A 17,392-nucleotide genomic window follows, 5' to 3' on the forward strand; every position below is an offset into this window, starting at 1 on the left:
GGCGGTTCTGGCTGCGTGTCCGCGGGTTGCTCAGGCGGCGGTGGTCGTGCGTGAGGACACCCCGGGTGACAAGCGTCTGGTGGCGTATGTGGTGCCGGCCGGCGACGGGGATGTGCGTGAGGGCGACGGTGTTGCCGCAACGGCGCGGCGGTTCGCGGCCGAGCGCCTGCCCGGCTACATGGTCCCGGCCGCGGTCGTGGTCCTGGAGGTGCTGCCGTTGACGGTGAACGGGAAGCTGGACCGCAAGGCTCTGCCAGCACCGGACTACGTCGTCACGGCGGACTCGGGCAGGGGCCCGTCGACCCCCGAGGAAGAGGCGTTGTGCGAGGCATTAGCCCAGGTCCTGGGGTTGGAGAAGGTCGGCGTCGACGACGACTTCTTCGCCCTGGGCGGCCACTCGCTCCTCGCGATCCGGCTGGTGGAGGTGCTGCGCGCCCGCGGCGTTTCGGTGTCGGTGCGGGTGCTGTTCCAGACCCCGACGGTGGCGGGCCTTGCGGCTTCGTCCGGTGGGGAGAACGTCGTCGTTCCGCCGAATGCCATTCCGGAGGGCGCGCAGGCGATCACGCCGGAGATGCTGCCCTTGGTCGATCTGACCGCGGATGAGGTCGAGCGGATCGTCGCGTTCGTGGAGGGTGGTGCGGCGAACGTCGCGGACGTTTATCCGCTGGCGCCGTTGCAGGAGGGTCTGCTCTTCCACCATCTCCTCGCCGACGGCGGCGAGGACGCCTACGTCAGGCCGACGGTGCTGGAGTTCGATTCGCGTGAGCGGCTGGACGCGTTCAGCGAGGCGCTCCAGCAGGTCGTGGACCGGCACGACATCCTGCGTACCGGCATCGTGTGGGAAGGCCTGCGCGAGCCGGTGCAGGTCGTATGGCGCAACGCCCAACTCCCCGTCGTGGAACTCGAACTTGACCCGCGCGGTGCTGAGCCGGTGGAACAGCTCCTTGCTGCCGCGGGCCTGTCGATGGATCTGGGCCGGGCCCCGCTGCTCGGTCTGAACATGGCCTCTGACGCGGATGGTCGTTGGCTGCTGCTGATCCGCGTGCACCACATGATCCAGGACCACACGGGCCTCGAACTCCTGCTGAGCGAGGTGCAGGCGGTGCTCGCCGGGAGGGCTGCCGAGCTGCCGGAGCCGCTGCCTTTCCGGACGTTCGTCGCACAGGCGCGTGCGGGGCTTGACAGTGGGAAGCACGAGGCGTTCTTCGCCGACCTGCTGGGTGACGTCACCGAGCCCACCGCGCCGTTCGGGCTGGTGGACGTGCGGGGCGACGGTGCGGGCATGGTGCGGGCCGGGGCGACGTTCCCGGACGAACTGAGCGGGCGGCTGCGTGAGGTGGCGCAGCGGATTGGGGCGAGCCCGGCCACGGTGATGCATGTGGCGTGGGCGCGGGTTCTTGCCGCGGTGAGCGGCCGTGATGACGTGGTGTTCGGCACCGTCCTGTTCGGGCGGATGAACGACGGGGCCGGGTCGGACCGGGTCGCCGGGCCGTTCATGAACATGCTGCCGGTGCGGGCAGGCCTTGGCGACGGTATAGGTGTTCTCGCGGCGGTGCAGGCGATGCGCGGTCAGCTCGCCGGGCTCCTTGAGCACGAGCACGCGCCACTTGCCGTTGCCCAGCGCGCCAGCGGAGTGCCGTCGGACGCACCGCTGTTCACCTCGATGTTCGACTACCGGCACGCGGGAGGCCGTGCCTCCGCCCAGCAGCAGGGCCTGGACGGGGTTCGGACGGTGCTGGTCGTCGACCGCACGAACTACCCCCTGCTGGTTGCCGTTGTGGACGACGGTCACGGGCTGCGGGTGGTGGTGGATGCGGTCGCCCCGATTGACCCGCAGTCAGTCGCCATGCTGATGGCCACGGCCACCGAGAGGCTGGTGGTTGCGTTGGAGGTGGCGCTTGCCGGCGGCGTTGATGCTGCGCTGAGTGGTATCGGTGTGCTTGATGATGCCGGGCGCCGTCAGTTGCTCGCGGAGTGGAACGACACGGGGGCGGAGGTGCCCTCGGTCGCGGTGCCCGAGTTGTTCGAGGCGCAGGCGGTCCGTGTCCCGGATACCGCCGCGGTGGTGGAGGACGGCACCGTGGTGTCGTATGCGGAGCTGGATGCGCGGGCCAACCGGCTTGCGCACTATCTCGTGGGCCAGGGTGTGGGTCCGGAGTCGCTCGTGGGCCTGTGCCTGCCGCGTGGTGCGGACATGGTCGTGGCGGTCCTCGCCGTCTGGAAGGCGGGAGCGGGATACCTGCCGGTCGATCCGGAGTATCCGGCTGAGCGTGTCGGGTTCATGCTCGCGGACGGTGGGGTTGCGGTCCTGCTGAGCGAGGAGGAGGTGCTCGACGAGCTGCCGGTGGGGCGGGTGCGTGCCATCGCTTTGGACGATCCGCTGGTCGCGGCTGCGGTGGGTGCCTGCCCGGAGACCAGGCCGGGGGTGGATGTGGGGCCGGACGGGCTGGCGTATGTCATCTACACCTCCGGGTCGACCGGTCGTCCGAAGGGTGTGGCGGTCACCCACGGCGGTCTGGCGAACTACGTCGTGTGGGCGAGTAAGGCCTATGGCATGGCCGAGGGGGGTGGGGCGCCGCTGCACTCTTCGCTGGCGTTCGACCTCACGGTGACGAGCGTGCTGGTGCCGCTGGTGTCCGGTTCCGCGGTGGTGGTGAGCCGGCAAGGCGGGGCCGAGGGGCTTGCGTCGCTGGTCGGCGCCGGTGGCGGTTTCGGGCTGATGAAGCTGGTGCCGGCGCATCTGCCGCTGCTGGCGGAGCTGGTGGCGGACGGCGGGCTTGCGGGCGCGGCGCGCAGGGTGATCGTGGGTGGTGAGGCGCTGGCCGGTACCGCTGTGCGGTCCTGGCTGGAGCGGGCGCCCCGTTCGGTGGTCGTCAACGAGTACGGGCCGACCGAGACGGTGGTCGGGTGCACGGTCTTCGAGGTGTCGGCGGGTCAGGACGTGGGTGAGTCGGTGCCGATCGGCAGGCCGGTCGCCAACACCAGGGTCTATGTGCTCGACGGGATGCTGCAGCCTGTGGTTCCCGGGGTCGCCGGTGAGCTGTATGTGTCCGGGGTGCAGGTGGCCCGGGGTTATGTGCGGCGGCCGGGCCTGACGAGTGAGCGTTTTGTGGCCTGTCCGTTCGAGCCGGGTGTCCGGATGTACCGGACCGGGGACCAGGTGCGGTGGACCGCCGGGGGGCAGCTGGAGTATCTGGGGCGGGTGGACGAGCAGGTGAAGGTCCGGGGCTTCCGGATCGAGCCGGGAGAGGTCGAGGCGGCTTTGCTGGCCCATCCGTCGGTGGGCGGGGCCGCGGTCGTGGCCCGTGAGGACACCCCGGGCGACGCCCGTCTGGTGGCGTACGTCGTGGCGCTGGAGGGGGAGGGCCCGTCTGATGGGGAACTCTCCGTTATTCTGCGGAAGTTCGCTGCTCAGCGGCTGCCCGAGCACATGGTTCCCTCGTTCGTCGTCCCGTTGGAGCGGCTGCCGTTGACCGCGAACGGCAAGCTCGACCGCAAGGCGCTGCCCGCACCGGAGTACGCCGGGTCAGCGGGCGTCGGCCGGGAACCCTCGTCGCCGCAGGAGCGGGCGTTGTGCGAGGCGTTCGCCCACGTGCTCGGCATCGACGAAGTAGGCGTGGACGACGACTTCTTCGAACTCGGCGGCCACTCCCTCCTCGCAGTTCGCCTGGTGAGCCGGGTGCGGTTGGTGCTGGGTGTCGAGCTGTCGCTGCGCACGTTGTTCGAGGCGTCGACGGTGGCCCGTCTCGCGGCTCGGATCGATGGGGCGGACGGGGCCCGGGTGGCGCTGACGGTCCAGGAGCGTCCGGAGCGGGTTCCGCTGTCGTTCGCTCAGCGCCGTCTGTGGTTCATCCGCCAGTTGGAGGGGCCGAGCTCCACGTACAACATCCCGATGGTGCTCCGGCTCAAGGGTGCACTGGACGCCGGGGCATTGAACGCAGCCCTGCGGGACGCCGTGGCCCGCCATGAGGTGCTGCGGACGGTGTTCCCCACGGCCGGTGGTGAGCCGTACCAGCGTGTCCTGGATCCAGCGGAGCTGGACTGGCAACTTCAGCTCGCCGACGGTGTGCAGGACGTGGAAGCCGCGGTGGCGGAGGCATCGGGGTACGCGTTCGACCTCTCTGCCGAAGCGCCCATCCGTGCCTGGCTGTTCCCGTCCGAGCCGGATGAGCAGGTGCTCGTGGTCGTGGTGCACCACATCGCCGGTGACGGCTGGTCGATGGGGCCGCTGGCACGGGATGTGTCGGTGGCGTACGCCGCACGGCGCGAGGGCCGGGCACCGGAGTTCGAACCGCTGCCGGTGCAGTACGCCGACTACGCACTGTGGCAGCGCGAACTCCTCGGCGAAGAGAACGACCCCGACAGCGTGCTCTCCCGTCAGGTCGCCTACTGGCGCACAGCTCTTGCCGGTGCACCGGAGGAACTGGCGCTTCCCCACGACCGGATTCGCCCGGCCGTCGCCTCCCACCGCGGACACGGGGTCACCTTCGATATTCCGGTCGAGGTGCATGTGCGTCTGGCGGAGCTGGCCCGCGCCCAGGGCGTGACACCGTTCATGGTGCTCCAGGCCGCTCTCGCGGTGCTCCTTTCCCGCCTCGGCGCCGGCACTGACATCCCGATCGGGTCGGCGAACGCCGGCCGCACCGATGTGGCGCTCGACAACCTCGTCGGGTTCTTCGTGAACACGCTGGTGCTGCGCACGGACCTGTCCGGCGACCCGACGTTCACCGACATTCTGGGGCGGGTGCGGGAGACGAGTCTGTCTGCGTTCGGGCACCAGGACGTGCCCTTCGAACGACTGGTGGAGGACCTGGCGCCAGCGCGTTCCCTGGCCAGGCACCCGTTGTTCCAGGTGATGCTGACCTTGCAGAACACCGCAACCGCCTCCTTGGAGTTGCCGGGTGCCCATGTCGGCAACGCGATGGAGGAACGGGCCGCTGGTGCCTCGGCGGCGAAGTTCGACCTGTCTCTGATTGTCGAGGAGACGTTCGATGCACAGGGTGCCCCGGCGGGGCTGCGGGGTGTGCTGACGGCTGCGGCCGATCTGTTCGACTCCGGGACTGCCGCACGGCTCGCGGCGCGTTTCGTGAGTGTCCTGGAGATGGTGGCAGCTGAGCCGCGGCTACGGCTCAGTGCCGTGGAAGTCCTCGACGAGGGGGAGCGGCAGCGGGTTCTGGTTGAGTGGAACGACACCGTGGCCGAGGTTCCTGCCGGCACGGTGGTGGACCGCTTCGAGGAGCAGGTGGCGCGGACGCCGGATGTGGTGGCGATCGTGGCCGATGGCACGGAGATGTCGTACGCGGAGCTGGAAGCACGCGCCAACCGGCTCGCGCACTACCTGGTGGATCAGGGCGTTTCCCCGGAGTCAGTGGTGGGGCTGTGCCTGCCGCGCGGGGCAGAGATGGTCGCCGCCATCCTGGCCGTGTGGAAGACCGGGGCCGCTTACGTGCCACTCGACCCCGAGTACCCCGGGGAGCGGATCGCGTACATGCTCGCCGACTGTGGAACGGCCCTGGTCGTGGGCCTGACCGACTCGACGCGGGATCTTTCCGCGCGCGGTGTTTCCCTGCTGCATCTGGACGACCCGGACACCGTCGAAGCGCTCACGCACCAGCCGTCCACGCCACCGCCAGCCGTTTCGTCCCTCGAGGGCCGGACCGCGTACGTGATGTACACATCCGGCTCGACCGGGCGGCCGAAGGGGGTCCAGACCACCCACGCGGGCGTGGCGAACCTCGCCGAGGCGGTACGCCCGGTGCTCGCAGTCGAACCTGGGGAGCGCGTGCTCCAGTTCGCCTCGTTCAGCTTCGACGCTTCCGTCCTGGACATCGCAGCGACCTTCACGTCCGGCGGCACATTGGTGATGGCAGGCGTCGAAGAGCGTGCGGACGTACAGAAGTTGGGTCGTCTGATCCGCACGGCGCAGGTACGTACCGTCAGTGTCGTGCCGTCGCTGCTCGCGGTGCTCGACCCGGCGGATCTGGCGGGCGTGAGCACCCTACGGATCGGCGCAGAGCCGCTCTCCGCAGCGCAGGCCCAGCTGTGGGGCGCGGGCGGCCGGCGCCTGGTCAACTCCTACGGGCCGACCGAGTCGACCGTGATCGTCACTGCCGGGGCGGTGCAGCCGGGGAGTGGCCCGGTGGTGCCGATGGGTGCACCGCTCGCCAACACCAGGGTGTATGTGCTTGACGACGGCCTCGCGCCGGTACCGGTCGGGGTCGTGGGCGAGCTGTACATCGCGGGCCCGCAGGTGGCCCTCGGTTATGTCGGGCGGGGCGCCCTCACTGCTGAGAGGTTTGTCGCGTGTCCGTTCGGATCGGTCGGCCAGAGGATGTACCGGTCGGGCGACCGGGCGCGGTGGACGCCGGATGGGCAGCTCGTGTTCTCTGGGCGGGCCGACGACCAGGTGAAGATCCGTGGTTTCCGGGTCGAGCCGGGTGAGGTGCAGGCCGTTGTCGCCGAGCACCCGCAGGTCGGCGAGGCTGCAGTGATCGTCCGCGAGGATGTTCCGGGTGACCAGCGCCTGATCGCCTACGTGGTCCCCGTCGACGACCACAGTGACGGCCAACTGGACAATTGGGTACGTGAGTTCGTTGCCGCTCAGCTGCCGGAGTACATGGTGCCCTCGGCCGTGGTCACCCTCGATGCGCTGCCGCTCACGGTGAACAGGAAACTGGACCGCAAGGCCCTGCCCGCCCCGGAGTACACCACCGGTTCCGGTCGCGGGCCGGTGACGGTCCGCGAGGAGATCCTCTGCGCTGCGTTCGCCGAGGTCCTGGGCGTGGACAGCGTCGGTGTCGACGACAGCTTCTTCGCGCTGGGCGGCCATTCCCTCCTCGCGATCATGTTGGTTGAGATTCTGCGCGCACGCGGCGTCTCCGTCTCGGTGCGGGCGCTGTTCCAGACGCCGACCGTGGCCAGGCTCGCGGCCGCTTTTGGCGCGGAGAGCGTGATCGTGCCGCCCAACGCCATTCCGGAGGGCGTGCAGGCGATCACGCCGGAGATGCTGCCCCTGGTCGACCTGACCGCGGATGAGGTCGAGCGGATCGTCGCGTCCGTGGACGGTGGCGCGGCGAACGTCGCGGACGTCTATCCGCTGGCGCCGTTGCAGGAGGGTCTGCTCTTCCACCACCTCCTCGCCGACGACGGCGAGGACGCCTACGTCAGGCCGACGGTGCTGGAGTTCGACACCCGTGAACGGCTCGAAGCTTTCACGGGCGCACTCCAGCAGGTCACGGACCGGCACGACATCCTGCGTACCGCCATCCTCTGGGAAGGACTGCGCGAGCCGGCGCAGGTGGTCTGGCGGCATGCCCAACTCGCGGTTGAGGAGGTCGCGCTCGACCCGCGCGGTGCCGAGCCGGTGGAACAGCTCCTTGCTGCCGGCGGCCTGTCGATGGATCTGGGCCGGGCGCCGCTGCTCGGCCTGTACGCGGCGGCTGTATCGGAAGGCCGTTGGCTGCTGCTGATCCGCGTGCACCACATGATTCAGGACCACACGGGCCTCGAACTCCTGCTGGGCGAGGTGGAGGCCTTCCTCGCCGGTCGGGGCGGCGAACTGCCGGAGCCCTTGCCCTTCCGTGACTTCGTTGCGCAGGCGCGTAGCGGGGTGGAGCGAGCTGAGCACGAGCGGTACTTCGCGGAGCTGCTGGGCGACGTGGACGAACCCACCGCGCCCTACGGCCTGGTCGATGCGTACGGCGACGGCGCGGACTCGGTGCAGGCACGGCGGGACTTCGCGGCAGACATTGAGGCACGGCTGCGTGAGGTGGCGCGGCAGCTCGGTGTGAGCCCCGCCACGGTGTTGCACGTGGCGTGGGCGCGGGTCCTCGACGTGGTCAGCGGCCGGGACGATGTGGTCTTCGGCACCGTCCTGTTCGGGCGGCTGAACTCCGGAGCCGGTGCGGACCGGGTGCCCGGTCCTTTCATGAACACACTGCCGGTGCGGGCACGCCTGGACGTTGGTGCGGGAGTTCTCGCGTCAGTGCGGGGGATGCGTGGTCAGCTCGCGGGGCTGCTCGAGCACGAGCATGCATCGCTGGCCCTGGCGCAGCAGGCCAGTAGTGTGCCGGGGGACACTCCTCTGTTCACCTCGGTGCTCAACTACCGTCACAACACGGGATCCGGTCGGGATGTGACCGAGGTCAGCCAGGGCATCGAGCTGGTGTTCTCCCGCGAGCGCACGAACTATCCGCTGACCGTGATCTTCGATGACTACGGCGATGAGCTGCGGCTGACGGTGGATGCGGTCGCTCCGATCGACGCGGACGCTGTGGCGGCGATGGTGAGCACGGCCACCACCAACCTCGTGGCCGCGCTGGAAGAGGCGTTGGACGGCGGCCACGACGCTCCTCTGAGCGGCGTCCGCGTTCTCGACGACACCCTGCGCCGCCAGGTGCTCTTCGAGTGGAACGAGACCGGGGCCGATGTGTCGCCGGAAACGATTCCGCACCTGTTCGAGGCGCGGACGGCCCGTACTCCGGACGCGGTGGCGGTCATTGCCGACGGTGTCGAGGTGTCATACGGCGAGCTGGATGCGCGTGCGAACCGTATGGCGCGGCTGCTGACCGGTGAGGGTGTGGGGCCCGAATCCGTGGTGGGGGTGTGCCTGGAACGTGGCATCGACCTGATCGCGGCGCTGCTGGGTGTATTGAAGGCGGGGGCCGCGTATCTGCCGCTGGACCCGGAGTACCCGGCCGACCGGATCGCCTACATGTGCGCCGACGCGGCACCAGTGGCGGTCATCGCCACGCAGGCCACCGCCGCCGTACTGCCGCAGGATTCGGCTGCCACGGTCGTACTTCTCGACTCGCCCGAAGTGGCCGGGGCGCTGGACGCCCTGCCGTCGGACGAACTCGACGACGCCGAACGGCGGGCTCCGCTGAAGGCTGAGCACCCCGCCTACGTGATCTACACGTCCGGGTCCACGGGCCGCCCCAAGGGCGTCTTGGTTTCCCACGCGGGCGTGGCGAGCCTGGTGGCCGGCCACATCCGGTACCTCGGCGTGGGCTCGGGGCACCGTGTGGGGCAGTTCGCATCGGCGAGCTTCGACACCTTCGGCTGGGAGTGGTTCATGGCGCTCCTGTCCGGGGCCGCTCTCGTGGTGGTCCCGCAGGAACGGCGCCTGGGCACGGCGCTGCCCGAGTTCCTCACCGCCCAGCGCGTGACGCACGTGACGCTGCCGCCGGCCGTCCTGGCCACCCTCGACGAGAAGTCGATCGGCACGGACATCGTGCTCATCGTGGCGGGCGAGGCCTGCCCTCCTGAGGTGATGGCGCGCTGGGCCCGTGGCCGCGCGATGTTCAACTCCTACGGCCCGACCGAGACCACAGTGGACGCCACCCTGTGGCGTTGTCACCCCGAGGCTGCCGAGGTGGCCATCGGATCCCCTGTGATCAACACCCAGGTGTACGTGCTCGACGAGCACCTGGCCCCCACCCCGCCCGGTGTCACCGGCGAGATGTACGTGTCCGGTGCCGGGCTGGCCCGCGGCTATCTCGGGCGCCCGGGGCTGACCGCGGAACGGTTCGTGGCGAACCCGTTCGGCCCGACGGGGTCCCGCCTGTACCGCACCGGCGACCGGGCCCGCTGGACCCCCGAAGGCCACTTGGTCTTCGCCGGCCGCTCAGACGACCAGGTGAAGATCCGGGGCTTCCGGATCGAACTCGGGGAGATCGAGAGCGTGCTGGCCGAACACCCCTCGGTGGCCCAGGCCACGGTGATCGTCCGTGAGGACACCCCGGACGACAGGCGTCTGGTGGCCTACGTCGTGCCCGCCGGAGGCGCCGCGACGGCCCAGCTGCCCGTGGCGCTCCACGGCCTCGCGGCCGAGCACCTGCCGGCGTACATGGTTCCCGCGGCGGTCGTCGTCCTGGACGAACTGCCGCTCACGGTGAACAAGAAGCTGGACCGCAAGGCCCTGCCTGCTCCGGAGCTCGCCGCCGCAACAACGGCCGGGCGTGCCCCTGCCGACGCGCGCGAAGAGATCCTTTGCGCCGTGTTCGCCCAGGTCCTCGGCGTGGACAGCGTCGGCGTCGACGACGACTTCTTTGCCCTGGGCGGCCACTCGCTTCTTGCAGTGCGACTGGCCAGCCGGGTGCGCTCGATGCTCGGCGTTGACCTTGAGATCCGGGAACTGTTCGACGCACCCACCGTGGCCGGGCTTTCCGCCCGGCTCGCCGACGGGAGCACCACCCGGGCCGCCCTGACGGCGCAGGAGCGTCCGGAGCTCCTTCCCCTGTCGTACGCGCAGCGCCGCCTGTGGTTCATCGGTCAGCTGGAAGGCCAGAGCCCCACTTACAACATCCCGGTGGCGCTGCGCCTGAGAGGCCGGCTGAATCGGGTGGCGCTGAACGCTGCGCTGCGCGACGTGATGACCCGTCATGAGGTGCTGCGCACAGTGATGGCCACCACCGACGGCGGGGAGCCGTACCAGCGCGTCCTGGACCCGGTGGAGCTGGGCTGGGAGCTGCCGGTGGGCGACGTCACTGCGGTGGATGTGGACGCCGCGGTGGCCAAGGCGGCGGGGTATGCGTTTGACCTGGCGGTCGAGGTGCCGATCCGTGCTCAGCTGCTCGCCGTGGGTCCGGATGAGCATGTGCTGGTTGTGGTGGTGCACCACATTGCCGGTGACGGTTGGTCGATGGGGCCGTTGGCGCGGGATGTGTCGGTGGCGTACGAGGCGCGTTGTGCGGGTCGGGCTCCGGAGTGGGAGCCGCTGCCGGTGCAGTACGCGGACTACGCGCTGTGGCAGCGCGAACTCCTCGGCGAGCAGGACGCACCGGACAGTGTGCTCTCGCGACAGATTGCCTACTGGCGCGAGACGCTTGCCGGTGCACCGGAGGAGTTGACGCTGCCTTACGACCACCCGCGTCCGGCGGTGGCTGGCCGCGAGGGCCACCGACTGCAGCTGGACATCCCCGCAGAGGTGCATGCGCGCCTGGTAGAAGTGGCGCGGGCCGAGGGCGTGACGCTGTTCATGGTGCTCCAGGCGTCCCTCGCGGCGCTGCTGTCCCGCCTCGGTGCCGGAACCGATGTACCCATGGGTCTCGCGAGCGCGGGCCGTACTGACGAAGCCCTGGACGACCTGGTCGGCTTCTTCGTGAACACACTGGTGCTGCGCGCGGACCTGTCGGGTGACCCGACGTTCCGACAGCTGCTGGCCCGGGTACGGGAGGCAGGCCTGTCGGGCCTCGCGCACCAGGACGTGCCGTTCGAGCGCCTGGTGGAGGAGCTGGCTCCGACACGCTCCCTGGCCCGGCACCCGCTGTTCCAGGTGATGCTCACCCTCCAGAACAACGCCGACGCCGTCGTGAACCTGCCCGGTGTCCACACCGAAGCGATTCCCGCAGCCACCACGGTGGCCAGGTTCGACCTGGACGTCAGTGTGGCCGAGAACTTCGACGCCCACGGCGCACCGGCAGGATTGAACGGTCTGCTGATCACTGCCGCGGACCTGTTCGACCGGGCCTCGGGTGAACGGCTCGTCGAGCGCTGGGTGCGCGTCCTGGAGGCGGTCACCACCAACCCGCGAACGCGGTTGAGTGCGCTGGACGTGCTTGGCGAGGTCGAACGCCATCGGGTGCTCAGTGAGTGGAATGACACGGTGGTTGGGGTGCCGTCGGTGTTGGTGCCCGGCTCGTTTGAGGCGCGGGTGGCGCGGACGCCGGATGCGGTGGCAGTTGTGGCTGATGGCTCGGAGGTGTCGTACGCAGAGTTGGACGCCCGGGCCAATCGCCTTGCTCATTGTCTTGTTGGTCTGGGTGTGGGCCGGGAGTCGCTTGTCGGTCTGTGTCTGCCGCGTGGTGTGGACATGGTGGTGGGGATCCTCGCGGTGTGGAAGGCGGGGGGTGCGTATGTGCCGTTGGATCCGGAGTATCCGGTGGAGCGGCTTGAGTTCATGGTGCGTGACTGTGGGGCCCGGGTGGTCGTGGGTCATGGGGCGACGGTTGCGGGTCTGAGCGGTGTGCTCGGTTCGTTGCCGGTGGTGTGTCTTGATGATCCGGGGGTTGTGGCGGGGCTGGCCGGGTTGCCGGTGGCGTCGCCTGGTGCGGGGTTGATGGCTGACGGGCTGGCGTATGTGATCTATACGTCGGGGTCGACCGGTGTGCCGAAGGGTGTGGCGGTTCGGCATGGGGGGCTGGCGAATCTGGTGTCGGTGTTCGGTCCGTTGATGGAGGTCGGGCCGGGTGTGGGGGTGTTGCAGTTCGCGTCGTTCAGTTTTGATGCGTCGGTTCTGGATGTGGCGGTGACGCTGGCGTGGGGTGGTTCGCTGGTTGTGGCGGGTGCTGCGGAGCGGGCTGAGCCGGGGTTGTTGCGGGATCTGGTGGTGTCGGCCGGGGTGCGGTCGGCGAGTGTGGTCCCTTCGTTGTTGGGGGTGTTGGAGCCTGCCGATCTGGCGGGTGTGGGTTCGCTGGTGATTGGTGCGGAGGCGGTGGAGCCGGGGCTTGCGGCGTTGTGGGCGCGGGGCCGGCGGTTGGTGAACACGTATGGGCCGACGGAGGCCACGGTGATCGTGGCGACCGGGTTGGTGGATCCGGAGGGTGTGGACGGTGTGGTGCCGTTCGGGTCGCCGATGGCCAATACGCGGATGTTTGTGCTGGATGGCCGTCTGGAGCCGGTGGCTGCGGGTGTGGTCGGTGAGTTGTACGTGGCGGGTGCGGGTCTGGCACGTGGTTACCACGGTCGGCCGGATCTGAGTGCGGAGCGGTTCGTGGCCTGCCCGTTTGGGCCGGCTGGTGAGCGGATGTACCGGACGGGGGACCTGGCGCGGTGGACGGTGGACGGGCGGTTGGTGTTCGCCGGGCGTGTTGATGAGCAGGTCAAGGTGCGTGGGTTCCGTGTCGAGCTGGGTGAGGTGCAGGCCGCGGTGGCGGTGCACTCGTCGGTGGCTCAGGTAGCGGTTGTTGCCCGTGAGGATGCTCCGGGTGACAAGCGTCTGGTCGCCTATGTGGTGCCGGGCGTGGATGTGGACCGGGGCGGACTGGCTAACTCGGTGCGTGAGGTGGTGGCCGGGCGGCTTCCCGCGCACATGGTTCCGGCTGCGGTGGTGGTTGTGGACGCGCTGCCGTTGACGGTTAACGGCAAGCTCGACCGCGGTGCGCTGCCTGTTCCTGATTACGCGTCCGCGAAGGCGGCGGGCAGCCGTCGGCCGGCGACGCCGCAGGAGGAACTCCTGTGCGGGGTGTTCGCGCAGGTGCTCGGTGTGGAGGGGGTTGGTGTCGATGACGACTTCTTCGCCCTCGGCGGCCACTCCCTCCTGGGCGTGAGGCTCGTCAGTGAGATCAGGGCCGTCCTCGGCGTCGAGGTGGAGATCCGGACCCTGTTCGACGCGCCGACGGTGGCGGGGCTCGTGCAGCAGCTTGGAAAGAAGAAGTCAGTGCGGCCGGCGTTGCGGCCCATGCGTAACCGGGGGGATTCCTGATGTTTCCGTTGTCATTCGCGCAGCGCCGTCTGTGGTTCATCGAGCAGCTCGAGGGGCCCAGTGCCACGTACAACATTCCGATGGCCCTGAGGCTTTCCGGCCGGGTGGACGCCGGGGCGCTGGATGCGGCGCTGCGGGATGTGATCGGCCGTCATGAGGTGCTGCGGACGGTGTTCGGAATGGCTGATGGCGAGCCGTACCAGCGGGTCCTCGACCTTCCGGACGTTGCGTGGCAGCTCCAGGCCCTCGACCTGTCCACCGCAGACGGGTCAACCGACGGCCTCACCGAGGCGGTCGTCGGGGCTGCATCGCAGCCCTTCGACCTGTCCTCCGAAGTCCCGGTCCGCGCTTGGCTGTTCACGACAGGGGTCGACGAGCACGTCCTGCTCGTGGTGGTACACCACATCGCAAGTGACGGCTGGTCGTCCGGGCCACTCGCCCGCGATCTCGCTGCTGCCTACGGGGCGCGTTGTGACGGCCGGGCTCCGGAGTGGGATCCGCTGCCGGTGCAGTACGCCGACTACGCGCTGTGGCAGCGCGAGCTCCTCGGCGACGAGAATGACCAGGAAAGTGTGCTTTCCCGCCAAGTTGCCTATTGGCGGCAGGCGTTGGCCGGGGCGCCGGAGGAGCTGAGGCTTCCCTTCGACCACTCGCGTCCCGCGATCGCCGGCTACCAGGGGCACCGCGTGCCCCTGGAGATCCCAGCGGAGGGGCATGCGCGTCTGGCGGAGCTGGCCCGCGTCGAGGGCGTGACGCCGTTTATGGTGCTGCAGGCCGCTTTCGCGGTGCTGCTGTGCCGGTTGGGTGCGGGTACTGACATCCCGATCGGGTCGGCGAATGCCGGGCGTACCGATGTTGCCCTCAACGATCTGGTCGGCTTCTTCGTCAACACCCTCGTGCTGCGCACCGACCTGTCCGGCGACCCGACGTTCACCGAAGTCCTCGGCCGTGTGCGGGAGACGGGCCTGTCCGGGTTCGCCCACCAGGACGTGCCCTTCGAGCGCTTGGTGGAGGAGCTGGCGCCGCCCCGCTCACTTGCGATCCACCCGCTGTTCCAGGTGATGCTGACCCTGCAGAACAACGCCGGGGTCGCCCTTGACCTGCCGGGTGTCCGGGTCACCGAGGTGGACGAGGAACTCAAAGCCGGCGCTTCGGCTGCGAAGTTCGATCTGTCCCTGAGCGTCGAGGAGACGTTCGACGCGCAAGGTGCCCCCGCGGGTCTGCGTGGTGGGCTGACCGCTGCAACCGACCTGTTCGAGTTCGGCACCGCCGTACAGCTCGCTACGCGCTTCGCGCGCGTCCTTGATGCTGTGGTCGGCGATCCGCGCATGCGGCTGAGTGCCGTGGACGTCCTCGACGAGGGGGAGCGCCAGCGGGTCCTGGGGGAGTGGAACGACACTGACTCCGTGGCGGTTGCGGTCACTGTGGCGGGGTTGTTCGAGGCCCAGGTGGCACGGACGCCGGATGCGGCGGCGGTCGTGGCCGACGGTACGGAGGTGTCGTACGCGGATTTGGACGCACGCGCCAATCGCCTTGCGCACTACCTGGTTGGTCAGGGTGTTGGTGCGGAGTCGGTGGTGGGTCTGTGTCTGCCGCGTGGTGTGGAGACCATCTCCGCGATCCTGGCGGTGTGGAAGGCCGGTGCCGGCTACCTTCCCGTGGACCCGGGGCAACCCGCCGAGCGCGTGGCGTTTATGCAGGCGGACAGCGGTGCCGTGACGCTCCTGACCACCTGTGCCCTGCTGGATGGCCCCGCGGCCCAGGCGCCGTCCGTGCTCGCTTTGGACGCTCCTGAGGTCGCCGACGCGATCGGCGCCTGCGCCGCCATGGCGCCGCAGACGGATGTGGTGGCGGACGGGCTCGCGTACGTGATCTATACGTCCGGTTCGACGGGCCGCCCCAAGGGTGTCGCGATCACGCACGGTTCCCTGGCCAACTACGTCGCCACCGTCCCGGCCAGGGTCGGATTCGGCGCCCCGGGGGACAGGTATGCCCTGCTCCAGGCGCAGGCCACCGACCTCGGCAACACCGTGGTGTTCGCCAGCCTCACCACTGGTGGTGAACTGCACGTCCTGGACGAGGGCGCGGTCACCGACCCGGCGGCCGTCAGCCGGTACCTGGCCGAGCACCGCATCGACCACCTCAAGGCGGTCCCGTCCCACCTCGCGGCCCTCGGCACCGCCGACGGGCTGGCTGAGGTCCTGCCCGCCAAGTCGCTGGTCCTGGGCGGTGAAGCCGCCCCGTCGGCCTGGGTCCTGGACCTCCTGGAGGCCGCGGGCGACCGCGCCGTGTTCAACCACTACGGCCCGACCGAGACCACGATCGGTGTGACCACGACGCTTCTGACGACCGAGCAAGCGTCCGGCGGTGCAGCCCCCATTGGCTCGCCGATCTCCAACACCCGTGTATACGTGCTCGATCAGTGGCTGTCTCCGGTGGCGCCGGGTGTGGTTGGTGAGCTGTATGTGGCTGGTGCGGGTCTGGCGCGCGGGTACGTGGGCCGGCCCGACCTGACGGCGGAGCGGTTCGTGGCCAGCCCGTTCGGTACGGCCGGTGAGCGGCTGTACCGGACCGGTGACCTGGTGCGCTGGAGTACCGGGGGTCAGCTGGAGTACCTGGGCCGGTCGGATGAGCAGGTCAAGATACGAGGCTTCCGCATCGAGCCGGGTGAGGTCCAGGCCGTCGTTGCCGCGCATCCCTCGGTGGCGCAGGCGGCGGTGGTCGCCCGTGAGGACGTTCCGGGTGACAAACGTCTGGTTGCCTACGTGGTTCCGGGCCATGTCGGCAGCGACGATCTGGCCGCGTCTGTGCGGGAGTTTGCCGCTGGTCGGCTGCCGGAGCACATGGTGCCGTCGGTGGTGGTGCTTGAGGCGCTGCCACTGACGCCGAACGGGAAGCTGGACCGCAAGGCCCTGCCCGCCCCGGAGTACGCCACTGGTTCTGGGCGTGGCCCGTCGACGGTCCGCGAGGAGATTCTGTGCGCGGCCTTCGCTGAAGTCCTCGGCGTGGACAGTGTCGGTGTCGATGACAGCTTCTTCGCTCTGGGTGGTCACTCCCTCCTCGCGATCCGGCTGGTCGAGAACCTGCGCGGCCGCGGCGTGTCCGTCTCGGTGCGTGCGCTGTTCCAGACTCCGACCGTGGCCGGCATTGCGGCCGCGGCGTCCGGCGCGGAGAGCGTCGTCGTACCACCGAATGCCATTCCGGAGGACTCGCGGGCGATCACGCCCGACATGCTTCCTCTGGTCGACCTGACCGTGGATGAGGTCGAGCGGATAGTTGCGACCGTGGACGGTGGCGCGGCGAACGTCGCGGACGTCTATCCGCTGGCGCCGTTGCAGGAGGGTCTGCTCTTCCACCATCTCCTCGCCGACGGCGGCGAGGACGCGTATGTGAGCCCGGTCGTGGTGGAGTTCGACTCGCGGGCACGGCTGGATGCGTTCGCCGATGCGTTGCAGCGGGTCGTGGACCGGCATGACATCTACCGGACCGGGATTGTGTGGGAGGGCCTGCGCGAGCCGGTGCAGGTGGTGTGGCGAGACGCCCAACTCCCTGTCGAAGAGGTCGTACTCGACCCGCTCGGGGCCGAGTCGGTGGAGCAGCTCCTTACTTCCGGTGGCCTGTCGATGGACCTGGACCGGGCACCCCTGATCGGACTCCATATCGCTGCCGAGCCGGATTCCGGCCGGTGGCTCGCCCTGGTACGGGCACACCACATGGTTCGTGACCACATGGGTCTTGAACTCTTGCTTGGTGAGGTGGAGGAGATCCTTGCGGGGCGGGGCTCGGATCTGCCGGAGGCGTTGCCGTTCCGTGACTTCGTCGTGCAGGCGCGTGGTGGGGTGGATCGGGCCGTGCACGAGGAGTTCTTCGCCGATCTGTTGGGTGATGTGACGGAGCCGACCGCGCCGTTCGGTCTGGTGGATGTGCGTGGTGTGGGTGCGGATGTGTCGCGTGCGGTGGCTGATTTGG

The 17,392-nt window shown here is 69.4% G+C and carries 2 protein-coding genes; both read left to right on the plus strand.

Translation table 11 applies throughout. The features are described 5' to 3' along the window. Nucleotides 1-7 precede the first annotated feature (7 nt). Nucleotides 8-13,423: an amino acid adenylation domain-containing protein gene (locus ACFWTC_RS36555; protein WP_384075036.1), complete on the plus strand. Its 13,416-nt coding sequence runs from the start codon at nucleotides 8-10 to the stop codon at nucleotides 13,421-13,423. After that, a partial coding sequence (locus tag ACFWTC_RS36560; protein WP_384075033.1) for an amino acid adenylation domain-containing protein occupies nucleotides 13,423-17,392 on the plus strand: 3,970 nt, incomplete at its 3' end. The genes ACFWTC_RS36555 and ACFWTC_RS36560, both read left to right, overlap by 1 nt.

Origin of the sequence: Streptomyces sp. NPDC058619 (assembly GCF_042717785.1) — a bacterium.
Classification (GTDB): domain Bacteria; phylum Actinomycetota; class Actinomycetes; order Streptomycetales; family Streptomycetaceae; genus Streptomyces.